Annotated in this window: 24 protein-coding genes; 15 read left to right on the top strand and 9 right to left on the bottom strand. The window is 74.2% G+C overall.

All coding sequences use genetic code 11. The features are described from left to right. Nucleotides 1-999 (top strand): TerC/Alx family metal homeostasis membrane protein, encoded by a 999-nt coding sequence (locus HNR08_RS20075; protein ID WP_146837128.1) that lies wholly within the window; start codon nucleotides 1-3, stop codon nucleotides 997-999. A 12-nt stretch (nucleotides 1,000-1,011) separates the two neighbouring features. Here the strand turns inward: HNR08_RS20075 and HNR08_RS20070 are convergent, their stop codons facing one another. Next, nucleotides 1,012-1,305, bottom strand: coding sequence for a YciI family protein (locus HNR08_RS20070; RefSeq protein ID WP_146837125.1), 294 nt, complete (start codon nucleotides 1,303-1,305; stop codon nucleotides 1,012-1,014). A 39-nt stretch (nucleotides 1,306-1,344) separates the two neighbouring features. Here HNR08_RS20070 and HNR08_RS20065 point away from each other — a divergent pair, with 39 nt between their 5' ends. Together HNR08_RS20065 and HNR08_RS20060 are read left to right on the top strand one after the other, a co-directional pair. Beyond that, nucleotides 1,345-2,190, top strand: coding sequence for an aldo/keto reductase (locus HNR08_RS20065; RefSeq protein WP_146837122.1), 846 nt, complete (start codon nucleotides 1,345-1,347; stop codon nucleotides 2,188-2,190). 1 nt (nucleotide 2,191) lies between these two features. After that, nucleotides 2,192-3,349 (top strand): acyl-CoA dehydrogenase family protein, encoded by a 1,158-nt coding sequence (locus HNR08_RS20060; protein ID WP_146837119.1) that lies wholly within the window; start codon nucleotides 2,192-2,194, stop codon nucleotides 3,347-3,349. A gap of 57 nt (nucleotides 3,350-3,406) precedes the next feature. Here the strand turns inward: HNR08_RS20060 and HNR08_RS22485 are convergent, their stop codons facing one another. The 3 genes from HNR08_RS22485 to HNR08_RS20045 all read right to left on the bottom strand — a co-directional run bounded on the left by HNR08_RS22485 (nucleotide 3,407) and on the right by HNR08_RS20045 (nucleotide 7,302). Further along, nucleotides 3,407-4,657, bottom strand: coding sequence for a DUF4190 domain-containing protein (locus HNR08_RS22485; RefSeq protein WP_146837116.1), 1,251 nt, complete (start codon nucleotides 4,655-4,657; stop codon nucleotides 3,407-3,409). 90 nt (nucleotides 4,658-4,747) lie between these two features. Then, nucleotides 4,748-5,452 (bottom strand): MBL fold metallo-hydrolase, encoded by a 705-nt coding sequence (locus HNR08_RS20050; RefSeq protein ID WP_146837113.1) that lies wholly within the window; start codon nucleotides 5,450-5,452, stop codon nucleotides 4,748-4,750. Continuing rightward, on the bottom strand, nucleotides 5,449-7,302 hold the full coding sequence (locus HNR08_RS20045; RefSeq protein ID WP_246803049.1) for a glycoside hydrolase family 15 protein: 1,854 nt from the start codon (nucleotides 7,300-7,302) through the stop codon (nucleotides 5,449-5,451). Before HNR08_RS20045 ends, HNR08_RS20050 begins: the two co-directional genes overlap by 4 nt. 91 nt (nucleotides 7,303-7,393) lie before the next feature. Here HNR08_RS20045 and uvrA point away from each other — a divergent pair, with 91 nt between their 5' ends. Next, a complete protein-coding gene (gene uvrA, locus HNR08_RS20040; protein ID WP_183835243.1) occupies nucleotides 7,394-10,255 on the top strand; it encodes an excinuclease ABC subunit UvrA in 2,862 nt (953 codons plus the stop codon). A 2-nt stretch (nucleotides 10,256-10,257) separates the two neighbouring features. On the opposite strand, the gene HNR08_RS20035 is transcribed toward uvrA, so the two are convergent. After that, on the bottom strand, nucleotides 10,258-10,791 hold the full coding sequence (locus HNR08_RS20035) for an OsmC family protein (protein WP_146837103.1): 534 nt from the start codon (nucleotides 10,789-10,791) through the stop codon (nucleotides 10,258-10,260). 77 nt (nucleotides 10,792-10,868) lie between these two features. Between HNR08_RS20035 and uvrC the strand changes: the two genes are divergently transcribed. The 9 genes from uvrC to HNR08_RS19990 all read left to right on the top strand — a co-directional run bounded on the left by uvrC (nucleotide 10,869) and on the right by HNR08_RS19990 (nucleotide 20,006). After that, nucleotides 10,869-12,935, top strand: coding sequence for an excinuclease ABC subunit UvrC (gene uvrC, locus HNR08_RS20030; RefSeq protein ID WP_146837100.1), 2,067 nt, complete (start codon nucleotides 10,869-10,871; stop codon nucleotides 12,933-12,935). After that, on the top strand, nucleotides 12,932-13,879 hold the full coding sequence (rapZ, locus tag HNR08_RS20025; RefSeq protein ID WP_146837097.1) for an RNase adapter RapZ: 948 nt from the start codon (nucleotides 12,932-12,934) through the stop codon (nucleotides 13,877-13,879). Before uvrC ends, rapZ begins: the two co-directional genes overlap by 4 nt. After that, complete coding sequence (locus HNR08_RS20020; protein ID WP_146837094.1) at nucleotides 13,876-14,889, top strand: gluconeogenesis factor YvcK family protein; 1,014 nt, start codon at nucleotides 13,876-13,878, stop codon at nucleotides 14,887-14,889. The genes rapZ and HNR08_RS20020 overlap by 4 nt, the downstream gene beginning before the upstream one ends. A 4-nt stretch (nucleotides 14,890-14,893) precedes the next feature. Then, nucleotides 14,894-15,874: a DNA-binding protein WhiA gene (gene whiA, locus HNR08_RS20015; protein ID WP_146837091.1), complete on the top strand. Its 981-nt coding sequence runs from the start codon at nucleotides 14,894-14,896 to the stop codon at nucleotides 15,872-15,874. A 211-nt stretch (nucleotides 15,875-16,085) separates the two neighbouring features. Continuing rightward, nucleotides 16,086-17,090 (top strand): type I glyceraldehyde-3-phosphate dehydrogenase, encoded by a 1,005-nt coding sequence (gene gap / locus HNR08_RS20010; RefSeq protein ID WP_146837088.1) that lies wholly within the window; start codon nucleotides 16,086-16,088, stop codon nucleotides 17,088-17,090. A gap of 155 nt (nucleotides 17,091-17,245) precedes the next feature. Then, nucleotides 17,246-18,436, top strand: coding sequence for a phosphoglycerate kinase (locus tag HNR08_RS20005; protein ID WP_146837085.1), 1,191 nt, complete (start codon nucleotides 17,246-17,248; stop codon nucleotides 18,434-18,436). A 5-nt stretch (nucleotides 18,437-18,441) separates the two neighbouring features. Further along, complete coding sequence (gene tpiA / locus HNR08_RS20000) at nucleotides 18,442-19,230, top strand: triose-phosphate isomerase (protein WP_146837082.1); 789 nt, start codon at nucleotides 18,442-18,444, stop codon at nucleotides 19,228-19,230. 160 nt (nucleotides 19,231-19,390) lie between these two features. Beyond that, complete coding sequence (secG, locus tag HNR08_RS19995; protein ID WP_146837079.1) at nucleotides 19,391-19,633, top strand: preprotein translocase subunit SecG; 243 nt, start codon at nucleotides 19,391-19,393, stop codon at nucleotides 19,631-19,633. Nucleotides 19,634-19,646: 13 nt separating this feature from the next. Next, complete coding sequence (locus HNR08_RS19990) at nucleotides 19,647-20,006, top strand: RNA polymerase-binding protein RbpA (RefSeq protein WP_146837075.1); 360 nt, start codon at nucleotides 19,647-19,649, stop codon at nucleotides 20,004-20,006. A 188-nt stretch (nucleotides 20,007-20,194) separates the two neighbouring features. On the opposite strand, the gene pgl is transcribed toward HNR08_RS19990, so the two are convergent. Genes pgl through tal form a run of 4 tightly spaced genes read right to left on the bottom strand, consistent with a single transcriptional unit; the run spans nucleotide 20,195 to nucleotide 24,532 of the window. Continuing rightward, nucleotides 20,195-20,965: a 6-phosphogluconolactonase gene (gene pgl / locus HNR08_RS19985; RefSeq protein WP_146837072.1), complete on the bottom strand. Its 771-nt coding sequence runs from the start codon at nucleotides 20,963-20,965 to the stop codon at nucleotides 20,195-20,197. Next, entirely contained in the window at nucleotides 20,962-21,879 is a 918-nt protein-coding gene (locus HNR08_RS19980) for a glucose-6-phosphate dehydrogenase assembly protein OpcA (RefSeq protein ID WP_146837069.1), read from the bottom strand. Before HNR08_RS19980 ends, pgl begins: the two co-directional genes overlap by 4 nt. Beyond that, nucleotides 21,876-23,417: a glucose-6-phosphate dehydrogenase gene (gene zwf, locus HNR08_RS19975; protein ID WP_146837066.1), complete on the bottom strand. Its 1,542-nt coding sequence runs from the start codon at nucleotides 23,415-23,417 to the stop codon at nucleotides 21,876-21,878. The genes HNR08_RS19980 and zwf overlap by 4 nt, the downstream gene beginning before the upstream one ends. Further along, on the bottom strand, nucleotides 23,414-24,532 hold the full coding sequence (gene tal / locus HNR08_RS19970) for a transaldolase (protein ID WP_146837063.1): 1,119 nt from the start codon (nucleotides 24,530-24,532) through the stop codon (nucleotides 23,414-23,416). The genes zwf and tal overlap by 4 nt, the downstream gene beginning before the upstream one ends. Before the next feature lie 322 nt (nucleotides 24,533-24,854). Here tal and HNR08_RS19965 point away from each other — a divergent pair, with 322 nt between their 5' ends. Both HNR08_RS19965 and xerD read left to right on the top strand, forming a co-directional pair. Then, complete coding sequence (locus tag HNR08_RS19965) at nucleotides 24,855-25,811, top strand: heme o synthase (RefSeq protein ID WP_146837060.1); 957 nt, start codon at nucleotides 24,855-24,857, stop codon at nucleotides 25,809-25,811. A gap of 27 nt (nucleotides 25,812-25,838) precedes the next feature. Beyond that, nucleotides 25,839-26,819, top strand: a complete 981-nt coding sequence (gene xerD / locus HNR08_RS19960) for a site-specific tyrosine recombinase XerD (RefSeq protein WP_146837057.1) — start codon at nucleotides 25,839-25,841, stop codon at nucleotides 26,817-26,819. Nucleotides 26,820-26,880 lie beyond the last annotated feature (61 nt).

The raw sequence follows: 26,880 nt of genomic DNA, 5'->3' as shown, positions 1-26,880 counted from the left end.
TTGGACGTCTCGCCGCTCGTCTGGTGCGTCTCGCTCGGCCTCGCCGCCGCCGTCCTGATCGTGGACGTCGCGGTGGTGGGCCGGCGGCCGCACATCCCCAGCACCGCCGAGTGCCTGCGCTACCTGGGGGTCTACGTCGGGCTGGCGCTGGCGTTCGCGGTGGTGGTCTGGGCGGTCTGGGGCGCGGACCCGGCGGGGGAGTTCGTCGCCGGGTGGCTCACCGAGTACTCGCTGTCGGTGGACAACCTGTTCGTGTTCCTGCTGATCATGTCCCGGTTCGCGGTGCCCCGGCAGTACCAGCAGACTGCCCTGCTGGTCGGGATCATCCTCGCCCTGGTGTTCCGGGGCATCTTCATCGGGATCGGCGCCGCGGCGATCGCCTCGTTCTCCTGGGTGTTCTACCTGTTCGGCGCGTTCCTCGTCTGGACGGCCGTCAAGGTCGCCCGGGAGGGCGTGGGCGACGACGACCCCGAGGGTGAGGACTACCGCCCGCCGGCGCTCGTCCGCCTGGTGCAGCGGGTGCTGCCGACCACCGACGCCTACCAGGGCGTCCGGCTGACCGCGAAGGTCGACGGCCGGCGGCACGTCACGCCGATGCTGCTCGTGCTCGTCGCGATCGGCGCCACGGACCTGCTGTTCGCGTTCGACTCGATCCCCGCGGTGTTCGGCCTGACCCAGGAGCCGTACCTGGTGCTCATGGCGAACGTGTTCGCGCTCATGGGCCTGCGGCAGCTGTACTTCCTGCTCGGCGGGCTCCTCACGCGGCTGCGGTATCTCAACATCGGGCTCGGCGTGCTGCTCGGCTTCATCGGCCTCAAGCTCGTCCTGCAGGCGCTGCACGAGAACACGCTGCCGTTCGTCAACGGCGGCGAGCCGGTCGGCTGGGCACCCGAGCTGCCCTCGTGGGTGTCGCTCGCGGTGATCGTCGTGACGCTCGGCGTCACGGCGGTGACGAGCATCGCGGCGTCCCGGCGGGACGAGCGCCGCGCGGCGGTGTAGCGCGCAGGCGGCTCAGCCCAGGGCCTCGGCCCACGGGCCGATGACCGGGTTCCACGCCCGCACGTCGACCTCGGCGATCACGCCCGCGACCGCGAACGGGTCGTCGGCGAGCACCGCGTCCAGCGCGGCGCGGTCGGGCTGGTCGAGCACGAGCAGCGCGCCCGGCGCGCCGTCGGCGAACGGGCCCGAGCCCAGCAGGCCGCCGCGCTCGGCGACGCCGCGCAGGTAGGCGCGGTGCTCGGGGCGGACCTCGTCCTGGAGGTCGGTGCGGCTGTCGTACGTGTACCGGACGGCGAAGAGGGCCATGCGTCCCATCCTGCCGCACCGTCGTGCCAGGGTGGGGGGATGACCCCCACCCCCGTCCCGCCCGTCCCGTCGGTGCCCCTGCTCGACGGCACCACCGTCCCGCAGCTCGGCTTCGGCGTGTTCAAGGTCGACGACGACGGCGCCGAGGCGGCCGTCGCGCACGCGCTCGAGGCCGGCTACCGGCTGATCGACACCGCCAAGCTCTACGGCAACGAGGCCGGCGTCGGCCGCGCGGTCCGCGCCTCCGGCCTCGCCCGCGAGGACGTGTTCGTCACGACCAAGCTCTGGAACGACGACCAGGGCCGGGAACGCACCCTCGCCGCCTTCGAGGCGTCCGTCGAGCGCCTCGACCTCGGGGTGCCGGACCTGTACCTCATCCACTGGCCGTTCCCCGGTCAGGACCTGTACGCCGAGACCTGGCGGACCCTGGTGGAGCTGCGCGACGCTGCCCGGGTGCGGTCGATCGGCGTCTCGAACTTCACGCCCGCGCACCTGCGCCGGGTGATCGACGACTCCGGCGTCGTCCCCGTGCTCAACCAGGTGGAGCTGCACCCGTACCTGCAGCAGCGCGAGCTCCGGGCGTTCCACGCCGAGCACGGGATCGTCACCGAGGCCTGGTCGCCGCTGGGCCGGGACACCGGCCTGCTGGACGACCCGGTGATCGTCGACGTCGCCCGCGCGCACGGCGTGACGCCCGCGCAGGCGGTGCTGCGCTGGCACCTCGACCTCGGCACGGTCGTCATCCCGAAGTCGGTGACCCCGGAGCGGATCCGGGCGAACATCGACGTGTTCGGGTTCGCGCTGACGGCTGAGGACCACGAGCGGATCGCGACCCTGGACCGCGGCGGCCGCATCGGTCCCGACCCCGACCGGCTGGGCGCCTGACGTGCCCGCGCGCACGCTGCTCACGGCGGACCTGCTGGCCCGGGTCGCCGAGCGCGCCCCGGTGCACGACCGGGAGAACACCTTCCCGCACGAGGACCTCGCCGACCTGCGGGCCGCCGGGTACCTGGGCGCGTTCGTGCCGCGGCCGCTCGGCGGGGCCGGGCTCACGCTGGAGGAGGTGGCGCGCGAGCAGACCCGGCTCGCGGCGGCCGCGCCGGCGACCGCCCTCGCGGTGAACATGCACCTCGTCGTCACCGGCATGGCGGCGGTGCTCGCGGACCGGGGCGACGACTCGCTCGACTTCGTGCTCCGCGACGCGGCGGCGGGGGAGGTGTTCGCGTTCGGGAACTCCGAGGCGGGCAACGACCTGGTCATGTTCGGCTCGCGCACCCGCGCGGTGCGCCAGCCGGACGGCGGGTACCGCTACCACGGGACGAAGATCTTCACGTCGCTGTCCCCGGTGTGGACCCGGCTCGCGACCTTCGGGCTCGACGAGGCCCACCCGGACGGCCCGCGGCTCGTGCACGCGGTGGTCGCGCGCGAGAACGGCGGCGTCGAGACCAAGGACGACTGGGACACGCTGGGCATGCGGGCCACGCAGTCCTGCACCACCGTGCTCGACGGCGCGTACGCGCGGCCGGACCGCGTGGTCCGGGCGCTGCCGCCGGGGCCGAGCGCCGACCCGTACGTGTTCGCGCTGTTCGCGGTCTTCGAGATCCTGCTCGCCGCCGTGTACACCGGCATCGGGCGGCGGGCGCTCGAGCTCGCCGTCGCGGCGGCGCACCGGCGGACCTCGATGAAGCACGACGGGCGCGGCTACGCGCAGGACCCCGACATCCGGTGGCGGGTGGCGGACGCCGCCATCGCGCAGGACGGCATCGAGCCGCAGGTCTGGGCGCTCGCGCGGGACGTCGACGAGCGCGTCGACCACGGCGCGCTCTGGTTCGCCAAGGTCGTCGGCCTCAAGGTCCGCGCGACCGAGACCGCCCGCGAGGTCGTCGACCGCGCGGTGCGGGTGTCCGGCGGCGGGACGTACTTCAGCGGCAGCGAGCTCGGCCGGCTGTACCGGGACGTGCTCGCGGGGCTGTTCCACCCCTCCGACGACGAGTCCGCGCACGCGACCGTCGCGACCGCCTGGCTCGGCCCGGTCGAGGGCTGAGACGACGAAGGCCCCGGGGCGGCCAGCGCCCCGGGGCCTTCGCGGTGCGGGTCGGCGTCAGGCGCCGATCTCGTCCGAGCAGCTCACGGCGAACTCGACGCGGCCGCCGCAGGTCGTGCCGAACTCCTCGTACGCGGAGCCGCTGGGCGCCTCCCAGTAGAGGTCGTCGCAGGCGGTGCCGCTGCCGGCCTCGCAGGCGTCCCACAGCGCGTCCAGCTCCGGGTCCGAGCCGTAGCCCTGGGCCGCCGTGTCCTCCGTGGCGGCGGAGTCCTCGGCGCAGAACTCGCCGCCTGCCGCCTGGCCGCCGCAGGTGTCGCCGAACGCCTCGTAGTCGGAGCCCGACGGCGAGCTCATGTACAGGCTGTCGCACGCCGCGCCGTCGCCCGCCGCGCAGGCGTCCCACAGGGCGTCGAGGCTCGCGTCGTCGCCGTACGTGAACGCCTCGCCCTGCGCCGTGCCGGCGCTCGACTCGCAGTTCGCGCCGCCGCTCGTCAGGCCGCCGCAGGTCCAGCCGAACTCCTCGTCGTCGGAACCGGCAGGCGCGAGCCGGTAGAGGTCGTCGCACGCCGCCATGTCGCCCGACCCGCAGTCGGCGCGCAGGTCGTCGATACGGTCGTTGTACGCCTGGATGCCGAGCACCACGACGATCGCGACGATGATGCCGCCGATGATCTCGAGGGCGCCCAGCACGATGCCCGCGATCGCGAGGCCGCGGCCCTGCGTGCCGTCCCGCTTGGTGCGGCCCAGGCCGATGATGCCGAGGATCAGCGGCACGATGCCGAGCATGAGGATGCCGGTGACCAGCGCGGCGATCGAGACGCCGTCGGTGCGAGCCGGCGCGGGCTGCTGGTAGGGGCCGGGGCCGTAGCCGCCGGGCGCCGGGGGGTAGCCGCCGCCGGGCGGGTAGGCGCCGCCGGGCTGGCCGTAGCCGGGCTGTGCGTACGCCCCGGGCTGGCCGTAGCCGGGCTGTCCGTAGCCGCCGGGCTGCTCGCCGCCCGCCGGGGTGCCGGGCGCGCCGTACGGGCCGGGCTGCTCGCCGGACTGCGCGTAGCCGGGCTGGCCGTAGCCCGCCTGCGGCGCGCCGTACGGGCCGGACGGGACCTGCTCGGTCGGGGTGGCGTCCGGTGCCGGGGCCCAGGAGGGGCCCGCGGGCGCCTCGTAGCCCGACGGCGCGGGCCCGGTGGTCGGGGACGCCTCGTACCCGGAGGGCGCGGGGGCCTCGGGCTGCTGCGCGGCACCCGGGGCGGGCCAGGTCCGGGGCTCCGGGTCGCGGCCGGGCTCGGGCGTGGCGCTGCCGTCGTTCGACATGGACGTCCCTTCTGCGTGTGTGAAGAACCTGTGCGCCACTATGGCAGACGAGGTGGTCGGCTGAGGGGCGTCATCCACGTGGCTGAGAGGTCACCACCCGCGGGCGCGCCACTCGCCGAGCCGGGGCCGCTCCGCTCCCAGGGTGGTGTCCCGCCCGTGCCCGGGGTAGACCCACGTGTCGTCGCGGAACCGCCCGAAGACCCGCCGCTCGAGGTCGGACATGAGCGCGTCGAACGCGGCCGGTTCCGTGGTGCGGCCGGGGCCGCCGGGGAACAGGGAGTCGCCCGTGAGCAGGTGCACGCGGCCGGGTACCGCGCCCGGGGCGCGCGCGTCGCGGGGCTCGGTGTACGCCAGCGCGACGGCGCCCGGGGTGTGGCCGCGCAGCGCGACCACCTCGAGCGCGAGCGCCCCGACCGCGAGGGTCTCGCCGTGCGCGAGCCCGCGCGGGGCCGTCGTACCGGCGGCCGCGGCGACCGCGTCCGCGTCCGGCGCGCCGGCCGCGTGCGGCGCGCCGGTGGCGTCGAGGACCGCCGCCAGCGCACCCAGGTGGTCGGCGTGCCGGTGCGTGGTGACCACGAGGTCCAGCCGCCCGCCGGGCGAGCCCTCGCGGACGAGCGCGAGCAGCCGGTCGGGGTCCGCCGCGGCGTCCACGAGCACCTGCGCCCCGGTCCGGCGGCAGGTGAGCAGGTACGCGTCGTTGTCCATCGGGCCGACGGAGGCCTTGCGGATCGTGACCTCGTCCAGTGCGCGGACGTCCGCCGGGCCGCCGGGCGCGACGTCGCCGGTGTACGTCACGGCCGCCCCACCGCCTCGGCCCGGCCCTCGGCGGACCCGCCGCGCGCCAGGGCCTCGTCCAGGCTGTGCACCGCGCGGACCAGCGCCAGGTGCGACAGCGCCTGCGGCAGGTTGCCCGCCATCCGCCCGGTCGCCGGGTCGTACTCCTCGGCGAGCAGGCCGACGTCGGTGCGGAGCCCGACCAGCACGTCCAGCACCTGCGTCGCCCCGGCGACGTCGCCCTGGCGGGCGAGGGCGTCGGCCAGCCAGCCCGAGCAGGCGAGGAACGGGTGCTCGTCCCCGCGCAGGCCGTCGTCCGTGCGCTCGGTCCGGTACCGGTGCAGCAGGCCGGGGGCGACCTCGAGCTCCGCCCGGACGGCCGCGACGGTGCCGCGCAGGCGCTCGTCGTCCGGCGGCAGGAAGCCCACCTGCACGAGCTGGAGCAGCGACGCGTCCGTGTGCTCGGCGCCGTAGTACTGGACGAACGTGCCCCGCCCGGGGTGCCACCCGTGCGCGAGCACGTCGGCGTGGACGGCGTCCCGCTCCCGGCGCCACCGCTCCACCGGCCCGGGCAGCCCGTGCTCCTCGACGGCCCGCACCCCGCGGTCCAGCGCCGCCCAGGCCATGACCTTGGAGTGGGTGAAGTGCCGGGGCTCGCCGCGGACCTCCCAGATGCCGGAGTCCGGCTCGCGCCACGTGCGGCACAGGTGGTCGACCAGGTGCACCTGCAGCGACCAGGCGTCCGTGCTCTCCGGGACGCCCGCGCTCCGCGCCAGGTGCAGGGCGCACATCACCTCGCCGAGCACGTCGTTCTGCACCTGCCCGACGGCGGCGTTCCCGACCCGCACGGGTCGCGACCCGGCGTAGCCCGGGAGGTGGTCGAGCGTGCGCTCGGGCAGGTCCCGCGACCCGTCGACGCCGTACATGATCTGCACGTCCGCCGGGTCGCCGGCGACCGCGCGCAGCAGCCACTGCCGCCACGCCTGCGCCTCGGTGCGGTACCCGTGCTCGAGGAGGGCCTCCAGCGTCATCGCGGCGTCCCGGAGCCAGCAGAAGCGGTAGTCCCAGTTCCGCTCGCCGCCGAAGTCCTCGGGCAGGGAGGTCGTCACCGCCGCGACGATCCCGCCGGTCTCGGAGTCCGACAGCAGCCGGAGCACCAGCAGCGACCGCACGACGGCCTCCCGGTACCGGCCGCGGTACCGGGAGGCCTGCGCCCACGCACCCCAGCGGTGCTCGGTCGCCTCGATGCGGTGCTGCATCCGCGGCGCGTGCGGGACCGGGCGCCAGGACGGCACCCAGGTGAGGGACAGCTCGACGTCCTCGCCCGCCGCGAGGTCGAACGCGTCGGTGTGCGCGCGGCGGCCGCCCCGGTGCGGTCGGGGGAGCCGGTCGCCGCGCAGCAGCAGGCTGTCCGGCCCGGCCACGGCCTGGATGACCTCGGAGCCGTCGGGGTCGGTCACCCGGTGCACCCAGGGCTCGACCAGCCCGTAGCCGAACCGCACGACCCACTCGTGGTGCACGCGCACCGTGCCGCGAATGCAGGTGAGGCGGCGGACGAGGTCGCACCGGCCGTCCCCGAGCGGCATCGCGTCGAGCAGCACCGCGGTGCCGGTCGGGGTCTCGAACGTGGTCTCCAGCACGAACGAGTCCCCGAGGTAGCGCCGGGTCACCCGCGAGGCGCCCGGAACGGTGAGCAGCCACCGGCCGTGCTCGGGCCCGCCGAGCAGCGCGGCGAAGCAGGCGGGGGAGTCGAACCGCGGCGGGCACAGCCAGTCGACCGAGCCGGCGCGGGAGACCAGCGCCGCGGTCCGGCCGTCGCCCAGCACCGCGTAGTCGCCGATCGGGGTCGTGGCGTCCGTCACCTGCAGCACGACCCCATGCTGCCCCCACCTGCGCCGTCGCGCGACGCACACCGTTCGAACACATGTGCGGATGTCGGTGGTCCGCCGTAGCATGGCGCGCGTGAACGATCGACTGGTGGTCCAGGGGGCCCGCGAGCACAACCTGCGCAACGTCGACCTGGACCTCCCGCGCGACAGGCTCATCGTCTTCACCGGCCTGTCCGGGTCCGGGAAGTCGTCGCTGGCCTTCGACACCATCTTCGCGGAGGGGCAGCGTCGGTACGTCGAGTCGCTGTCCGCGTACGCCCGGCAGTTCCTCGGCCAGATGGACAAGCCCGACGTCGACTTCATCGAGGGCCTGTCGCCCGCCGTGTCGATCGACCAGAAGTCGACCAACCGCAACCCGCGGTCGACCGTCGGCACCATCACCGAGGTGTACGACTACCTGCGCCTGCTGTTCGCGCGCGCCGGCACCCAGCACTGCCCCGTGTGCGGCGAGCGCGTGACCGCCCAGACCCCGCAGCAGATCGTCGACCGGCTCCTCGAGCTGCCGGAGGGCACGCGGTACCAGGTGCTCGCGCCGGTCGTGCGCGGCCGCAAGGGCGAGTACGCCGACCTGTTCAAGGAGCTGCAGGCCAAGGGCTTCGCCCGCGCCCGGGTGGACGGCGAGGTGGTGCAGCTCGCGTCGCCGCCGACGCTCGAGAAGAAGCTCAAGCACGACATCGAGGTCGTCGTGGACCGCCTGGTCGCCCGCGAGGGCGTGCAGCGGCGGCTGACCGACTCCGTCGAGACCGCCCTCGGGCTGGCCGGCGGCCTGCTCGTCGTCGAGATGGTCGACGCCGACCCGGACGACCCCGAGCGCGAGCGCCGGTTCTCCGAGAACCGCGCGTGCCCGAACGACCACCAGCTCACGCTGGAGGAGATCGAGCCCCGGACGTTCTCGTTCAACGCCCCGTACGGCGCCTGCCCGGAGTGCACCGGCATCGGCTCCCGCCTGGAGGTCGACCCCGAGCTGGTGGTCCCGGACGAGGACCTGTCGCTCCGCGACGGCGCGGTGGCCCCGTGGGCGCAGATCTCCTCGGAGTACTTCGAGCGGGTGCTGTCCGCGCTGGCCGACGACCTCGGGTTCTCGATGGACCAGCCCTGGCGCGCGCTGCCGGAGCGGGCCCGCAAGGCGGTGCTCTACGGCGAGAACCACCAGGTCCACGTGAAGTACCGCAACCGCTGGGGGCGGGAGCGGCAGTACTCCACCGGCTTCGAGGGCGTGGTGACGTTCCTGGAGCGCCGCCACTCCGAGACCGAGTCCGAGTGGAGCAAGGAGAAGTACGAGGCCTTCATGCGCGAGGTCCCGTGCCCCGTGTGCGACGGCACGCGCCTCAAGCCCGAGGTGCTGGCGGTGCTCGTCGGCGGCAAGTCGATCGCCGAGGTCTGCGCCCTGCCGATCCGCGAGGCCAAGGAGTTCCTCGACGCCCTCGAGCTCGGCGTGCGGGAGCGGCAGATCGCCGAGCAGGTGCTCAAGGAGATCCAGGCGCGCCTGGGCTTCCTCCTCGATGTCGGCCTCGACTACCTGTCGCTCATGCGCGCGGCCGCCACGCTGTCCGGTGGCGAGGCGCAGCGCATCCGGCTCGCGACCCAGATCGGTTCCGGCCTGGTGGGCGTGCTGTACGTCCTGGACGAGCCGTCGATCGGCCTGCACCAGCGGGACAACCGCCGGCTCATCGACACGCTGACCCGCCTGCGGGACCTCGGCAACACGCTGATCGTCGTCGAGCACGACGAGGACACCATCCGCACCGCGGACTGGATCGTCGACGTCGGCCCGGGCGCGGGGGAGCACGGCGGGCGCGTGGTGCACTCCGGCGACCTCGAGGGCCTGCTCGCGTCCCGCGAGTCGGTGACCGGGGCGTACCTGTCCGGGCGGCGCTCGATCCCGATGCCGGCGCAGCGCCGGAAGGTGGACAGGAAGCGCCAGGTCACCGTGCACGGCGCCCGCGAGCACAACCTCAAGAACGTCGACGTCTCGTTCCCGCTCGGGACCCTGACCGCGGTCACCGGCGTCTCCGGGTCCGGCAAGTCGACGCTCGTGAACGCGATCCTCTACACGGTCATGGCGAACGAGCTGAACGGCGCCCGGCGCGTCGCCGGCCGGCACAAGCGCGTGTCCGGGCTCGAGCACCTCGACAAGGTGGTGCACGTCGACCAGGGCCCGATCGGCCGCACCCCGCGGTCGAACCCCGCGACCTACACCGGCGTGTGGGACCGGATCCGCAAGCTGTTCGCGGAGACGACCGAGGCGAAGGTCCGCGGCTACACCGCCGGGCGGTTCTCGTTCAACGTCAAGGGCGGCCGCTGCGAGGCGTGCTCCGGCGACGGCACGCTCAAGATCGAGATGAACTTCCTGCCGGACGTCTACGTCCCGTGCGAGGTCTGCCACGGCGCCCGCTACAACCGGGAGACGCTCGAGGTGCACTTCAAGGGCAAGACCGTCGCGGACGTGCTCGACATGCCGATCGAGGAGGCCGCGGAGTTCTTCGCCGCCGTCCCCGCGATCAGCCGGCACCTCAGCACCCTGGTGGACGTCGGCCTCGGCTACGTGCGGCTGGGCCAGCCGGCCCCGACGCTGTCCGGCGGCGAGGCGCAGCGCGTCAAGCTCGCCACCGAGCTGCAGCGGCGCTCGACCGGCCGCACCGCGTACGTGCTGGACGAGCCGACGACCGGCCTGCACTTCGAGGACATCCGCAAGCTGCTCGGCGTGCTGCAGAACCTCGTCGACAAGGGCAACAGCGTCATCGTGATCGAGCACAACCTCGACGTCATCAAGAACGCCGACTGGATCGTCGACATGGGCCCGGAGGGCGGCTCGGGCGGCGGCACGGTCGTCGCCGAGGGCACCCCGGAGCACGTGGCGACCGTCGCGGCCAGCCACACCGGCCGGTTCCTCGCCGAGGTGCTCGAGCCGGCGCGCGAGGCCGTCAGCGCCTGACGTCAGAGCCCGACGTCGGCACCGGCGTCCGCGGCCTCCAGGACCGCGGGCGCCGGCTCGGTCCGCACCGGGAACGAGACCGAGCGGGCGATGAAGCAGTGCTCGTGCGCGCGCCGGTGCAGGTCGGCGAGCTGCGCGTCCAGCGCATCCGCGCCCTCGCCGGCGGGCGCCGCCGAGCCGGGGCGCACCGTCACGTGCGGGCGCAGCACCACCTCGGTGAACTCGCCGTGCCCGGCCGCCGCCACCCGCATGGTGCCGCTCGCGCGGTCGGCGTACCCCACGACGACGATGCCCGACGCGGCGGCCAGGTGCAGGAACCACAGCATGTGGCACTGGGCGAGCGCCGCGACCAGCAGCTCCTCCGGGTTGTGCCGCGCCGGGTCGCCCCGGAAGGCCGGGTCCGCGGACCCGAGGATCGGCGGCTTGCCCGCGACCTGCACCTCGTGGTCGCGGCCGTAGGCGGTGTACCCGGTGGTCCCGGTCTCGCCGGCGCCCGTCCAGACGACGTCGGCGGCGTAGGTGTGCAGCAGGCCCATGCCTCAGCGTAGGCGCGGGTGCGGGGCGGTCCTGCCCGGGGCCGGGTGTGTCGGTGGGTCGAACTAGGCTGCTGCATATGGCCGATCCCGCGACGTACCGCCCCGCACCGGGCGAGATCCCGGACTCGCCGGGGGTGTACCGGTTCCGCGACGAGCACGGCCGGGTCGTCTACGTCGGCAAGGCGAAGAGCCTGCGCCAGCGGCTGAACAGCTACTTCCAGGAGGTCGCCGGCCTGCACCCGCGCACCCAGCAGATGGTCACCACCGCGGCGTCCGTGCAGTGGACCGTCGTGGGCACCGAGGTCGAGGCGCTGGCGCTGGAGTACTCCTGGATCAAGGAGTTCGACCCGCGGTTCAACGTGAAGTACCGGGACGACAAGTCCTACCCGTACCTCGCGGTCACGCTGGCGGACAAGGTCCCGCGCGTGCAGGTGATGCGCGGCGCCAAGCGTCCCGGGACCCGGTACTTCGGGCCGTACGCGCACGCCTGGGCGATCCGCGAGACGGTCGACCTGCTGCTGCGGGTGTTCCCGGTCCGCACCTGCTCGGCCGGCGTGTTCAAGCGGGCCCGGCAGCAGGGCCGGCCGTGCCTGCTGGGGTACATCGACAAGTGCTCGGCCCCGTGCGTCGGCCGGATCTCCGAGGAGGACCACCACGTCCTCGCCGAGGAGTTCGCCGAGTTCATGGCCGGCGACACCGCCCGGTTCACGCGCCGCCTGACCGCCCGGATGAAGGAGGCGGCGGCAGAGCTCGACTTCGAGCGCGCCGCGCGGCTGCGGGACGACATCGCCGCGCTGGAGCGGGCGACCGAGAAGAACGCCGTCGTCCTCCAGGACGGCACGGACGCCGACATCTTCGCGCTCGCCGGCGACGAGCTCGAGGCCGCGGTCCAGGTGTTCCACGTCCGGGACGGCCGGATCCGCGGCCAGCGCGGCTGGGTGGTCGAGAAGGTCGAGGACCTCGGCGACGCCGAGCTGGTCGAGCACCTGCTGCAGCAGGTCTACGGCGACGCCCCGGGCGCCGAGGCGGGCGGGGCGACGGCGGGTGCCGTGCCCCGGGAGGTGCTGGTGCCGGTGCTCCCGCCCGAGCTGGAGCAGGTGCAGACCTGGCTGTCCGGGCTGCGCGGCTCCCGCGTGCAGGTCCGCGTCCCGCAGCGCGGGGACAAGGCCGAGCTCGCGCAGACCGTGCGGAAGAACGCCGAGCACGCCCTGGCCCTGCACCGCACGCGCCGGGCCGGCGACCTCACGACCCGGAGCCAGGCGCTGCGCGAGATCCAGGAGGCACTCGGCCTGGACACCGCGCCGCTGCGCATCGAGTGCTACGACGTCTCGCACAACCAGGGCACCTACCAGGTCGCGTCCATGGTGGTCTTCGAGGACGGGCTGGCCCGCAAGAGCGAGTACCGCCGGTTCAGCATCCGCGGGCCGGAGGGCACTGGCGCCCGCGACGACACGCAGGCCATGCACGAGGTCATCACCCGGCGGTTCCGGCGCTACCTCGCCGAGCGCGAGCAGTCGGGCGACCTCGAGCTCGGCCTGGGCGAGGACCAGGTGGCGGAGGCGCTGGCCGACGGCGACGTCGGCCCCGTGCGGTCCGGGCCGGTGGACGAGACGACCGGCCGGCCGCAGAAGTTCGCCTACCCGCCGAACCTCGTGGTCGTGGACGGCGGGCCGCCGCAGGTCGCCGCCGCGGCCGCCGCCCTCGCCGAGCTGGGCATCGACGACGTCGCGCTGTGCGGCCTCGCGAAGCGCCTGGAGGAGGTGTGGCTGCCGGGGGAGGACTACCCCGTGATCCTGCAGCGCTCGTCCGAGGGGCTGTACCTGCTGCAGCGCGTCCGCGACGAGGCGCACCGGTTCGCGATCACCGCGCACCGCAAGCAGCGGAGCAAGGGGATGACGGTCTCGGCGCTCGACTCGGTGCCCGGCCTCGGCCCCGCCCGGTCGGCGGCGCTGCTCAAGCACTTCGGGTCCCTGAAGCGGCTCCGCGCGGCCTCGGCCGAGGAGATCGCGTCCGTCCCGGGCATGGGCGCGCGCACCGCCGCCGCGGTGGTCGAGGCGCTGGCCACGGACGGTGCGCGGGCCGCCGCGCCCGGGTCCGTGGCCGGCGCGGCGGACGACGGGACGACTGGCATGCTGGGGGCATGAACGACGAGATCTCGCCGATCACGGTCCCGACCGGCATCCCCGCGATCGAGGCGGCCGCCGCCGCCCCCCGGGTGCGCCAGCCCCACCTCATGATCATCACCGGCATGTCCGGCGCGGGGCGGACCCGCGCGGGCGCGGTGCTGGAGGACATGGGCTGGTACGTCGTCGACAACCTGCCGGCGCAGATGCTCACCCACCTGGTCGGGATGCTCACGCACGGCGGGCCGCCGAGCGCGGACCTGCGGCTCGCCGCCGTCGTCGACGTGCGCGGGCGCGAGTTCTTCGCCGACCTGCTGGCGGTCCTCTCCCAGCTCCGGGAGTCCGGGGTCGACTACCGGATCCTGTTCCTCGACGCCTCGGACGAGGTGCTGGTGCGCCGGTACGAGCAGGTCCGCCGCCCGCACCCGCTGCAGGGCGAGGGCCGGATCCTCGACGGCATCGCGGCGGAGCGCGCCCTGCTGGCGGACATCCGGGAGCGGTCCGACGTGCTCATCGACTCCTCCGAGACGAACGTGCACGAGCTGGGCCGGATCGTGCGGGCCGCCGTGTCCACCGGCGAGCAGGACGACGTCCTGCGGGTGAACGTCCTCTCGTTCGGCTTCAAGTACGGCATCCCGCTCGACGCGGACCACGTCGTCGACGTCCGGTTCCTCGCGAACCCCTACTGGATCACCGAGCTGCGGCACCTGTCCGGCCGGGACGCCCCCGTGCGCGACTACGTGCTCGGCCTGCCGGGGGCCCGGGAGTTCGTCGACCGCTACGTCGACGCCCTGGAGCCGGTGCTGGCGGGCTACCTCGCGGAGGAGAAGCGCTACGTGACCATCGCGGTCGGCTGCACCGGCGGCAAGCACCGCTCGGTCGCGATCAGCGAGGCGATCGCGGAGCGGCTGCGGGGCCGCGGGCAGCGCGTGACGGTCGCGGCCCGGGACCTCGGCAAGGAATGAGCGCGGACCGCGGGCTGCGTCCCGCGTTCGTGGCGCTGGGCGGCGGCCACGGGCTCTCCGGCACGCTGTCCGCCCTGCGCCGGGTGACCGACCGGCTGACGGCGGTCGTGACGGTCGCCGACGACGGCGGGTCCTCCGGGCGGCTCCGGGAGGAGCTCGGCGTGCTGCCGCCCGGCGACCTGCGGATGGCCCTGTCCGCCCTGTGCGACGACTCCGACTGGGGCCGGACCTGGCGCGACGTGCTGCAGCACCGGTTCACCTCGGCCGGCGACCTGGACCGGCACGCCGTCGGCAACCTCCTGATCGTGGCGCTGTGGGAGCTGCTCGGCGACACCGTGGACGGCCTGGACTGGGTCGGGCGGCTGCTGGGCGCGCGCGGCCGCGTGCTGCCGATGGCGGCCGTGCCGCTCGCGATCGAGGCCGACGTGCGGCGCGCGGACGGGCACGTCGACCTGGTGCGCGGGCAGAGCCACGTCGCCGTCGCGCGGGACCCGATCGCGGAGGTCCGCCTGGTCCCGGAGGCGCCGCCGGCGCTGCCCGAGGCGGTGGCCGCCGTCGACGAGGCCGACTGGGTCGTGCTCGGCCCGGGCTCCTGGTACACCTCCGTGATCCCGCACCTGCTCGTGCCCGACCTCGCGGCGGCGCTGCACCGGACCGCGGCCCGGCGGATCGTCGTGCTCAACCTCACCGCGGACGCCGAGACGCCCGGCATGGGGCCGTGCGAGCACCTCGACGCCCTGCGGCAGCACGCGCCGGCGCTGCGGGTGGACGCCGTGATCGCCGACCCGGGGTCGGTCGACGACGTGGACGAGCTCGCGGAGCGCACGCACGCCGCGGGCGGCCGTCTGCTGCTGCGGCAGGTCCGCCGCGGCGACGGCACGCCGCGGCACGACCCGCTCCGGCTGGCGGCGGCGATCAGCGACGTCGTCGAGGGGTTCCTCGGCGACGTGGGCCCGGACCCCCGGAACCGGACGAACGGGACACCCGGGGGTCGCGGGATGGCAGGATGACCGCATGGCTCTGACGGCACAGGTGAAGGACGAGCTTGCGCGGCTCCAGGTCGACAAGACGTCGTGTCGGAAGGCGGAGGTCTCGGCCACGCTCCGGTTCGCGGGCGGGCTGCACATCATCTCGGGGCGCATCGTCATCGAGGCCGAGCTCGACACCGGCGCCGCCGCGCGCCGGTTGCGTGCGGCCATCGCCGAGGTCTACGGGCACGCGTCGGACGTGATCGTGGTGTCCGGCGGCGGCCTGCGGCGCGGCAACCGGTACGTCGTGCGGGTCGTCAAGGACGGCGAGTCGCTCGCGCGGCAGACCGGCCTGCTCGACAACCGCGGCCGGCCCGTGCGCGGGCTGCCCCCGCAGATCGTGGCCGCCGGCGCCCAGGAGGCCGAGGCGGCGTGGCGCGGGGCGTTCCTCGCGCACGGCTCGCTCACCGAGCCCGGCCGGTCGTCCGCGCTGGAGGTGACCTGCCCCGGGCCCGAGGCCGCGCTGGCGCTGGTCGGCGCGGCGCGGCGCCTGCAGATCCCGGCGAAGGCCCGCGAGGTGCGCGGGATCGACCGGGTGGTCATCCGCGACGGCGACGCGATCGCGGCGATGCTGGCCCGGCTCGGCGCGCACGACACGCTGCTGGTCTGGGAGGAGCGCCGGGTGCGGCGCGAGGTGCGCGGCACCGCGAACCGCCTGGCCAACTTCGACGACGCGAACCTGCGCCGCTCGGCCCGGGCCGCCGTGGCCGCGGGCGCCCGCGTGGAGCGCGCGTTCGAGATCCTCGGCGCGGACGTGCCCGAGCACCTGCGCGAGGCGGGGGAGCTGCGCCTCGCGCACAAGGAGGCCTCGCTCGAGGAGCTCGGCAAGCTGGCCGACCCCGTGCTCACCAAGGACGCCGTCGCGGGCCGGATCCGGCGCCTGCTGGCGACCGCCGACAAGCGCGCGTCGGACCTCGGGATCCCGGACACCGAGTCGGGACTGAGCCCGGACCTGCTCGACCTCTGAGCAGGGCGCGCACCACGGGCGGCGCGCCGGGCGGTCAGACCTTGGTCCCTGCGCCACCCCGCGCGCGGGTATAGGCTTCTAGCCATCCGGAGACCTCGCGCGGGTCAAGAACGTGTGACCACGGGGTTTCCGGGCGGCGCACACCGGCGTGCGCAGTCCATCACCGCAACAGTGTGTGCCGGCGCTTGCCGGCGCGTGCCGAGGAGGGCAAGTGACCATCAAGGTCGGCATCAACGGCTTCGGCCGCATCGGGCGCAACTTCTACCGTGCCATCGTGGCGTCGGGCGCCGACATCGAGATCGTCGGCGTCAACGACCTGACGGACAACAAGACGCTGGCTCACCTGCTCAAGTACGACACCGTGCTGGGCCGCTTCCCGCAGAGCGTCGACTTCGACGACGAGAACCTCATCGTCGACGGCAAGAAGATCCGCGCCCTCGCCGAGCGCGACCCGGCGAACCTCCCGTGGGCCGAGCTGGGCGCCGACATCGTCATCGAGTCGACCGGCTTCTTCACCGACGCGACCAAGGCCAAGGCGCACATCGACGCCGGCGCCAAGAAGGTCATCATCTCCGCCCCGGCGAAGAACGAGGACGCGACCTTCGTCGTGGGTGTCAACCACACCGACTACGACGCCGCCGCGCACCACATCATCTCGAACGCGTCCTGCACCACGAACTGCCTCGCCCCGGTGGCGAAGGTCCTCAACGACGCCTTCGGCATCGAGCGTGGCCTCATGACCACCATCCACGCGTACACCGGCGACCAGAACCTGCAGGACGGCCCGCACCGCGACCTCCGTCGCGCCCGCGCCGCCGCGCAGAACATCGTCCCGACCACGACCGGCGCCGCCAAGGCCGTCGCGCTCGTGCTGCCGGAGCTCAAGGGCAAGCTGGACGGCTTCGCGCTCCGCGTGCCGACCATCACCGGCTCCGCCACCGACCTGACCTTCACCGCCTCGCGCGAGGTCACGGTCGAGGAGGTCAACGCCGCGGTCAAGGCCGCCGCCGAGGGCCCCCTCAAGGGCACGCTGGAGTACACCGAGGACGAGATCGTCTCCTCGGACATCGTCACCAACCCGCACCAGAGCATCTTCGACGCGAAGCTCACCAAGGTGATCGGCGACCAGGTCAAGATCATCGCCTGGTACGACAACGAGTGGGGCTACAGCTCGTCGCTCGTCAAGCTCACCGAGTACGTCGGCGCGCGTCTCTGACGTCTGCCACGCACCAGTAGCGACGGTCATGCGTCCGCGTACGCCGGGGTCAACGGCCCCGGCGTACGCGGACGCTGCCATGTAGGGCCCCAGGCACGGCAGTGCCCAGGACGCCGCCGGGTGCCGGCGGCCGTGACGGAGCAAGGTAGGAGAGCATGAAGACCATCGAGGACCTCGGCGACCTGCGCGGCAAGCGCGTTCTCGTCCGTTCCGACTTCAACGTGCCGCTGGACGGCACGACCATCACCGACGACGGCCGCATCCGCGCCGCGCTGCCCACGCTGAAGGGCCTGCTCGACGCCGGCGCCCGCGTGGTCGTCACCGCGCACCTCGGCCGCCCGAAGGGCGAGCCCGACGCGAAGTACTCGCTGGCCCCCGTCGCCGCCCGCCTCGGCGAGCTGCTCGGCCAGCCGGTCGCCCTCGCGGAGGACGTCGTCGGCGAGTCCGCGAAGGCCACCGTGGCGGGGCTCGAGGACGGGCAGATCGCCCTGCTCGAGAACATCCGCTTCGACGCCCGCGAGACCTCCAAGGACGACGCGGTGCGCGGCGAGCTCGCCGACGAGCTGGCTCAGCTGGCCGACGCGTTCGTGTCCGACGGCTTCGGCGTCGTGCACCGCAAGCAGGCGTCGGTCTACGACGTCGCGCTGCGCCTGCCGCACGCCGCGGGCTCGCTCGTGCTCACCGAGGTCGAGGCCCTGCGCAAGGCCGTCGAGGACCCGGAGCGGCCCTACGTCGTCGTGCTCGGCGGCTCGAAGGTCTCCGACAAGCTCGGCGTCATCGCGAACCTGCTGACCAAGGCCGACAAGCTGCTCATCGGCGGCGGCATGGTCTTCACCTTCCTCAAGGCCCAGGGCCACGAGGTCGGCTCCTCGCTGCTCGAGGAGGACCAGGTCGAGACCGTCAAGGGCTACCTCGCGCAGGCGCAGGAGTCCGGCGTCGAGATCGTGCTGCCCGTCGACATCGTCGCGGCCGACTCCTTCGCGGCGGACGCCCCGCACGAGACCGTGGACGCCGACAAGATCCCCGCCGGCAAGATGGGCCTGGACATCGGCCCCAAGTCGAGCGAGCTGTTCCGCGCCGCGATCCTCGACGCGAAGACGATCGCCTGGAACGGCCCGATGGGCGTGTTCGAGTTCCCGGCGTTCGCCGAGGGCACCAAGGCCGTCGCGCAGGCGCTCGTCGACACCGACGGCTTCTCGATCGTCGGCGGCGGCGACTCGGCCGCGGCCGTCCGCCGTCTCGGCTTCGACGAGGCGGGCTTCGGCCACATCTCCACCGGCGGCGGCGCGTCGCTGGAGCTCCTCGAGGGCAAGACCCTCCCCGGCATCGCGGTCCTGGAGGACTGATCGGCATGGCACGCACCCCCCTCATCGCGGGCAACTGGAAGCTCAACCTCGACCACCACGAGGCCGTGCACCTGGTCCAGAAGCTCGCGTGGACGCTCAAGGACGCGAAGCACGACTTCTCCGACGTGGAGGTCGCGGTCCTGCCGTCGTTCACCAACATCCGCTCCGTGCAGACGCTGGTCGACGCCGACAAGCTCGACATCCGCTACGGCGCGCAGGACGTGTCGCAGCACGCGTCCGGCGCGTACACCGGTGAGGTGTCCGCCGCGCAGCTCGCGAAGCTCGGCGTCACCTACGTCGCGACGGGCCACTCGGAGCGCCGCGAGTACCACGGCGAGTCCGACGCGGTCGTGGCGGCGAAGTCCGTCGCCGCGCTCGGTGCCGGCATCACCCCGATCGTCTGCGTCGGCGAGGGCCTGGAGATCCGCAAGGCGGGCACCCACGTCGAGTACACGCTGACCCAGCTCGAGGGCTCGCTCGCGGGCATCACCGAGGAGCAGGCGAAGACGGTCGTCATCGCCTACGAGCCGGTCTGGGCCATCGGCACCGGCGAGGTCGCCACCCCGGAGGACGCGCAGGAGGTCTGCGCGGCCATCCGCGGCAAGCTCGCCGAGCTGTACTCCGCCGAGGTCGCCGACGCCGTGCGCGTCCTGTACGGCGGCTCGGTGAAGTCCGGCAACGCCGCGCAGATCATCGGCAAGCCCGACGTCGACGGCGCCCTCGTGGGCGGCGCGTCGCTGGACGCCGAGGAGTTCGCGAAGATCGCCCGGTTCAAGGCGCACGCCGGCGCCTGAGCCACCCGGGGCCGGCGACCGGAGGGGGTCCACCCTCCCGGTCGCCGGCCCTCCCGGTCCCGCCCGCCGCGCGTCCTGCTGGATTCCGCGGCGACGGGTCGCCTACCCTGGACCGCGGTCCACCACCGAACGTCCCATCGCGAGAGAGTCAGACAACGCCGTGACAGCCCTCACCATCGCCCTCCAGGTCCTCCTGGTGGTCACGAGCCTGCTGCTCGTCCCGCTCGTCCTCCTGCACAAGGGCAAGGGCGGCGGCCTCTCGGACATGTTCGGCGGCGGCATCACCAGCAGCGCCGGCTCGTCCGGCGTGGCCGAGCGCAACCTCAACCGGATCACGGTGGGCGTCAGCCTGGTGTGGGCGGTCGTGATCGTGCTGCTCGGCCTCATCGAGCGCGTGAGCTGAGGGGGCGGACGACATGGCGAGCGGAAGCGCGATCCGGGGTTCCCGCGTCGGAGCGGGCCCGATGGGGGAGGCCGAGCGCGGCGACGCCGCCCCCCGCATCTGGATCTCGTACTGGTGCGCGAACGGCCACGAGACCCGGCCGTCCTTCGCGGAGGAGGCCGCCGAGGAGGCGCCCGTCACCTGGGACTGCCCCCGCTGCGGGTTCCCCGCCGGGCAGGACCAGGCGAACCCGCCGTCCCCCGTGCGGAACGAGCCGTACAAGACGCACCTCGCGTACGTGAAGGAGCGCCGGTCCGCCGAGGACGGCGAGGCGATCCTCGACGAGGCCCTGGCCGCGCTGCGCGCGCGCCGCGGCGGCCGCGGGGTGCGCTGAGCACCCGACCGACGACTGACGAACGGCCCCGCGGCTCCGGCTGCGGGGCCGTTCGGCGTCCCCGGGGCTCGCCGGGAGGGGCCTGGGGGGCGCGAGGTCGACGGTTGCGCCCGAGGGCGTCGGTTGCGCCGGCCCGTGGTGGGCGGAACCGTCGACCTCGCGCGGAGGGGTCGCGTGGGCGGGACGGGTCAGGCCGCGCCGACCTCCGCGACCGCGGCCGCGTCCACCAGCCACAGGGTGGCCTCCGTGCCGCGGGCCCCCGCGGCGGGGGTGACGTCCACCGGGGCGTCGGACAGGGCCGAGGCGACCGGGCCGGCCTTCTCGGCGCCCGCGGCCACGACCCAGACCTCGCGGGCGACGCGGATCGCCTCGAACGTCAGCGACACCCGCAGCGGCGGAGGCTTGGGGGAGCCGTGCACGCCGACCGTGGGGACGCCGGTGACGCCGACGCCCTCGTGGCCGGGGAACAGCGACGCGACGTGGCCGTCGGGGCCCATGCCGAGCATGAGCACGTCGAACGCCGGGACGTCGGAGCCCTCGGGGGCGAAGACGGCGAGCTCGGCGGCGTACGCGGCGGCGGAGTCCTCGGGCGTCGCGATGCCCGCGGCCTCGTCGAGCGGGCGCATCGGGTGCACGTTCGCGGCGGGCAGGGCGTCGCCGAGCGCGTCGAGCAGGGCCTCGCGGGCCTGCGTCTCGTTGCGGTCGGGGTCGCCGTCCGGCAGGAACCGCTCGTCGCCCCACCACAGGTGGACGCCGGACCAGTCGACGGCTGCCCGGGCGGGTGACGCCGCGACGGCCGCGAGCGTCCTGATGCCGACGGTGCCGCCGGTGAGGACCACGTGCACCGGGGCGGCCGCCGACTGCAGGTCGACCAGGCGGGTGATCAGCCGCGCGGCGGTGGCCTCGGCGAGCACGGTGGCGTCGGGGTGCACCAGGACGGTGCGCGGGGCGCCCGTCATGCGCCCACCTTCGCCAGGCCCTTGCGGAGCACCTCGCCGTAGACCTCGTCGGCGTCGAGCCGGCGGAGCTCCTCGGCGAGGCACTCGCGCAGCTTGCGGATCGGCAGGGCGATCCGGTGCTCGGGCTGGTCGGGCTGGCGCAGCGCGGCGGTCTTGCCGTCGGGGCGGTCCAGCACGATCGCGCCGGAGCGGCGCTCGAGCCGGACCTGGGTGATGGCGGGCGCGTCGGCCTGCCGCTCGATCTCGACCGGGCAGTTCAGGGCCCAGCCGAGCCACGCGGCGATGAGGTCGACCGACGGGTGCGTGCTCTCCCCGGCGACGACGGCCCGCTGCACCGGCTCGAACGGCGGCTGGTCCAGGGTCGCGGCGATCAGGCCGCGCCACAGGGTCGTCCGGGTCCAGGCGAGGTCGGTGTCGCCCTCGGCGTAGGTCTCGGCGAGCCGGTGCAGCGTCCGGGTGGGGCTGGTGCACTCGGTGGAGTCGGTGATCCGGCGCCGCGCGAGCTGCCCGATCGGGTGCTGCGCGGGGTCCTTCGGCACGTCGTACGGCCACCACGCGACGATCGGCGCGTCGGGCAGCAGCAGGGGCAGCACCAGGGTGTCCAGGTGCCGGGCCTGCGCGGACGACGGGTGCAGGATGACGACCTCGCTGGCGCCGGCGTCGCCGCCGAGGCGGATCTGCGCGTCGAGCTCGGAGTCCTCGCCGGGGCCCTCCTCGGTCAGCACGATGACGCGGCACGGGTGCTCGCGGGAGGCGTCGTTCGCCGCGGCGATCGCGTCCTCGGGGTCGTGCGGGCCGACGTCGATGATGAGGGTCAGCACGCGCCCGAGCGCGACCGCGCCGCCCTCGTCGCGCTCCTGGACCAGCCGCTTGTTGATGTCGCGGGTGGTCGTCTTCGGCAGGTCGATGATCACGGTCGCCTCCAGGCTCGTCCGTCGCGCTCCAGCATGCGGTCGGCCGACTCCGGCCCCCAGGTGCCCGCGCGGTAGGGCTCGGGCTTGCCCTTGCTCGCCCAGTAGGACGTGATCGGGTCGAGGATCTTCCAGGAGAGCTCGACCTCCTCGTGCCGCGGGAACAGCGGCGGGTCGCCCAGCAGGACGTCGAGGATCAGGCGCTCGTAGGCCTCGGGGGAGGACTCGGTGAACGCGTGGCCGTAGCCGAAGTCCATCGTGACGTCCCGGACCTCCATCGCGGTGCCCGGCACCTTGGCGCCGAACCGCAGGGTCACGCCCTCGTCGGGCTGCACCCGGATGACCAGGGCGTTCTTGCCGAGCTCCTCGGTCGCGGTGGACTCGAAGGGCAGGTGCGGCGCCTTCTTGAACACGACGGCGATCTCGGTGACGCGCCGGCCCAGGCGCTTGCCGGTCCGCAGGTAGAACGGCACGCCCGCCCAGCGGCGGGTGTCGACGTCCACGCGGATCGCGGCGAAGGTCTCGGTGGTCGAGTTCGGGTCGAACCCGCCCTCATCGAGGTAGCCGACGACCCGCTCGCCGCCCTGCCACCCGGCGGCGTACTGCCCGCGCGCGGTGTGCTTGCCGAGGTCCTTGGGCAGCCGCACCGCGGAGAGCACCTTGATCTTCTCGGCGGTGAGGTCGTGCGCGTCGAACGTGACCGGCTCCTCCATCGCGGTGAGGGCGAGGAGCTGGAGCAGGTGGTTCTGGATGACGTCGCGCGCGGCGCCGATGCCGTCGTAGTAGCCGGCGCGGCCGCCCACGCCGATGTCCTCGGCCATCGTGATCTGCACGTGGTCGACGTAGTTGGCGTTCCAGATCGGCTCGAACAGCTGGTTCGCGAAGCGCAGCGCCAGCAGGTTCTGCACGGTCTCCTTGCCGAGGTAGTGGTCGATCCGGAACACGTCGTCCGGCCGGAACACGCTCGACACGACGTCGTTCAGCTCACGGGCGGACTGCAGGTCGTGCCCGAACGGCTTCTCGATGACCACGCGGCGCCAGGCGTCGTCGCGGGACTCGGACAGGCCCGAGCGGGCGAGCTGCTTGCAGACCACCGGGAACGCGCTCGGCGGCACCGACAGGTAGAAGGCGTGGTTGCCGCCGGTGCCCCGGGACACGTCGAGGTCCTCGACGGTCTGGCGGAGCCGGTCGAACGCGTCGTCGTCGTCGAAGGTGCCCTGCACGAACCGGATGCCCTCGGACAGCTGCCGCCAGGTCGCCTCGCGGAACGGGGTCCGGGCGTGCTCCTTGACCGAGTCGTGCACGATCTGCGCGAAGTCCTGGTCCTCCCAGTCGCGCCGGGCGAACCCGGTGAGCGCGAAGCCCGGCGGGAGCAGGCCGCGGTTGGTGAGGTCGTACACCGCGGGCATGAGCTTCTTGCGCGCGAGGTCGCCGGTGACCCCGAAGATGACCAGGCCGGACGGCCCGGCGATGCGGGGGAGCCGGCGGTCGCGGGGGTCCCGGAGCGGGTTGTGCTCCGGGGTGACCTTGGCGGGCCTCACGCGGTCACCTGGCCCAGTCCGTCGCGGACGGTGTCGAGGAGCTCGGTCCAGGACGTCTCGAACTTCTCGACGCCCTCGCGCTCGAGCCGGTCGGTGACCTCGTCGAGGGAGATGCCCAGGCCGGCGAGGGCCTCGACGACCCGCCGCGCCTCGTCCTGGGTGCCGGTGACCGTGTCGCCGCGGAAGTCGCCGTGGTCGGCGACGGCCTGCAGCGTGGCCTCGGGCATGGTGTTGACGACACCCGCGACGACGAGCTCGTCGACGTAGCGGGTGTCGGGGTACGCCTTGTCCTTGACGCCGGTCGAGGCCCACAGCGGCCGCTGCGGCCGCGCGCCGTCGGAGGCGAGCGACTGCCAGCGCTCGCCCGCGACGACCTCCTCGTACACCCCGTACGCGAGGCGGGCGTTCGCGATGGCGGCCTTCCCGCGCAGCTCCGCGGCCTCGGGGGAGCCGATGGCGTCCAGACGCGGGTCGACTGCGGCGTCCACGCGGGACACGAAGAAGGACGCCACCGAGGCGATCGGCGCGAGGTCGTGCCCGTTCGCGCGGGCCTGCTCGAGCCCGGCCACGAAGGCGTCGAGCACGGCGCGGTACCGCTCGAGGGAGAAGATCAGCGTCACGTTCACGCTGATGCCGTCGGCGAGCACCTGCGTGATCGCGGGCAGGCCGTCCAGCGTGGCCGGGATCTTGATGAAGACGTTCGGCCGGTCGATCGTCGACCACAGCGCGCGCGCCGCGTCGACGGTGGCCTGGGTGTCGTGCGCCAGGCGCGGGTCCACCTCGATCGAGACGCGGCCGTCGACGCCGTCGGTGGCGTCGTGCACGGGGCGCAGCACGTCGGCGGCCTCGCGGACGTCGTCGGTGGTGATCGCGAAGACCGCGCCGTCCACGTCGGTGCCCTGCGCCGCGAGCTGCCGGAGCTGCTCGTCGTAGGCGTCGCCCTTCGCCAGCGCGCTCGCGAAGATCGTCGGGTTGGTGGTCACCCCGACCACGCGGCGCTCCGCCACGAGGTCCTTCAGGTTCCCGGTCCGCAGCCGTTCCCGGGACAGGTCGTCCAGCCAGACCGCGACGCCGGCGTCGGCCACCCGGTCGAGCGGCGTGGTGCCCTCAGTCATCGTCCTGCCACCTCGTTTCTCGTCCCGCACGGACCGGGACGTCGACTCCTCGTGCGCCCGGTCGGGGGGCCGGGCGCCGCTCACGCCCGGCTGTCGGTGCGGCCTGCCGGGCGTGCTCATCGAGCCTAGACCCGCTGGTGGGGGATCGCCGGTTCGTCCACAGGCCGGGCCGGGCAGGGCGACGGACGTCACACCTCTGGGACCGAGGTCCCATGCGCGGGACGTCCCCCTCTGCTGCCGAAAGGGCCGTACGATGGCGAGGACCATCCGCGGGGCGACCCGCGGGACGCGGACACGGGCGGAGGACCGGAGCGTGCGCACGATGAGCCCAGCCGCTCCCGCCGGTGCGTCCTCCCGTCCGCAGTCCAACCCCGTCCCCGCCGCCGGCCCCCGCACGCTGCGCCGCCGGGTCGGCGCGTACGTCGCGCTGACGAAGCCGCGCGTCATCGAGCTGCTGCTCGTCACGACGCTGCCGACGATGATCCTCGCGCAGGGCGGCTTCCCGCCGGTCGGGCTCGTGCTCGCCACGCTGGTCGGCGGCGCCGCCGCGGCCGGATCTGCGAACGTGCTCAACTGCTACCTGGACCGCGACATCGACCAGGTGATGAACCGGACGAAGCGCCGGCCGCTCGTCACCGGCGAGATCACGCCGCGCGCGGCGCTGGTGTTCGGGCTGCTGCTGGGCGTCGCGTCGCTCACCTGGCTCGCGCTGCTCGTGAACGTGCCGTCGGCGCTGCTCACGGGCGCCGCCATCCTCATCTACGTCGTCGGCTACACGATGATCCTCAAGCGTCGTACGCCGCAGAACATCGTGTGGGGCGGCGCCGCGGGCTGCATGCCGGTGCTGATCGGCTGGTCCTCGGTGACCGGCGGGCTGTCGTGGGCCGCGGTGCTGCTGTTCGGCGTCATCTTCTTCTGGACGCCGCCGCACTACTGGCCGCTGTCGATGAAGTTCCGCAAGGACTACGCCGCCGCGGGCGTCCCGATGCTCCCGGTCGTGGCCGCGGAGGCGAAGGTCGCGAAGGAGATGATCGCGTACACCGTCGCGATGATCGCCTGCTCGCTGCTGCTGGTCCCGGTCGCCGGGATGACCTGGGTGTACGCCGTCGTGGCGACCGTCCTCGGCGTGTGGTTCCTCTGGTCGAACGTCGCGCTGTACCGTCGCGCCCAGGACCCGAGCCGCGGCAAGCTCCGCGCGATGTCGGTGTTCCACGGGTCGATCACGTACCTGTCGCTGCTGTCGGTCGCGGTGGCGGTCGACGTGTTCCTCCCGCTCTAGACGAGGCGCACCCCGGGGAGGACGGCGATGGCGGACGGCGCGGCGCCCGTCGAGGTCCCCGGACCCCTGCGCGCGGCGCTGGACGGCTACCTCGCGCACCTCACCGTCGAGCGCGGGCTGTCCGCGAACACGCTGGCCGCGTACCGCCGGGACCTGGACCGCTACGTCGAGCACCTGGCCGCCGCCGGGCGCGCGCGGGTGGGCGACGTGGCGGAGGCCGACGTCGAGGACTTCCTCACCGCGGTGCGGACGGGCTCCGACGGGCGGGCCGTGCTGTCAGCGTCGTCGGCGAAGCGGGCCGTCGTGGCGGTGCGGGGCTGGCACCGGTTCTGCGTCCTCGAGGGCCTGAGCGCCGGCGACCCGGCGCGCGCCGTCCGGCCGCCGAAGCAGTCCCAGACGCTGCCGAAGGCCATCTCGACGCACGACGTCGAGCGCCTGCTGGAGGCGGCCTCGCTCGGCGACGGGCCGGTGCCGCTGCGCGACCGGGCGCTGCTCGAGCTCGTGTACTCGACGGGCGCGCGGATCTCCGAGGCCGTCGGGCTGGACGTCGACGACCTCGACCTGACCGAGGGGCGCGCGGCGGTCCGGCTGTTCGGCAAGGGCAGCAAGGAGCGCGTCGTGCCGGTCGGGGCCTACGCGGTCGAGGCGGTCGAGGCGTACCTCGTGCGGTCCCGGCCCGCCCTGGCGGCGGCCGGGTCGGGCGGCGCGGCCGTGTTCCTCAACACCCGCGGCGCGCGGCTCTCCCGGCAGAGCGCGTGGGCGGTGCTGCGCACGGCGGCCGAGCGCGCCGGGCTGCCCGGGGCCGAGCACGTGTCGCCGCACACCCTGCGGCACTCGTTCGCCACCCACCTGCTCGCGGGCGGCGCGGACGTCCGCGTCGTGCAGGAGCTGCTCGGGCACGCGTCCGTGACCACCACGCAGATCTACACGCGGGTGACGCCGGACACGCTCCGCGAGGTGTACGCGACCAGCCACCCGCGCGCCCGGCGGGAGCGCGCCCGGGCCTGACCCCGGCGGCGCACGTCACACGCGGCCGGGTCGGCGCGGCAGGCCCGGGGGACCGGCGCCG

It is taken from the genome of Cellulomonas hominis (genome assembly GCF_014201095.1).
GTDB lineage: Bacteria > Actinomycetota > Actinomycetes > Actinomycetales > Cellulomonadaceae > Cellulomonas > Cellulomonas hominis.
This window is presented reverse-complemented; position numbering and strand designations above follow the sequence as displayed.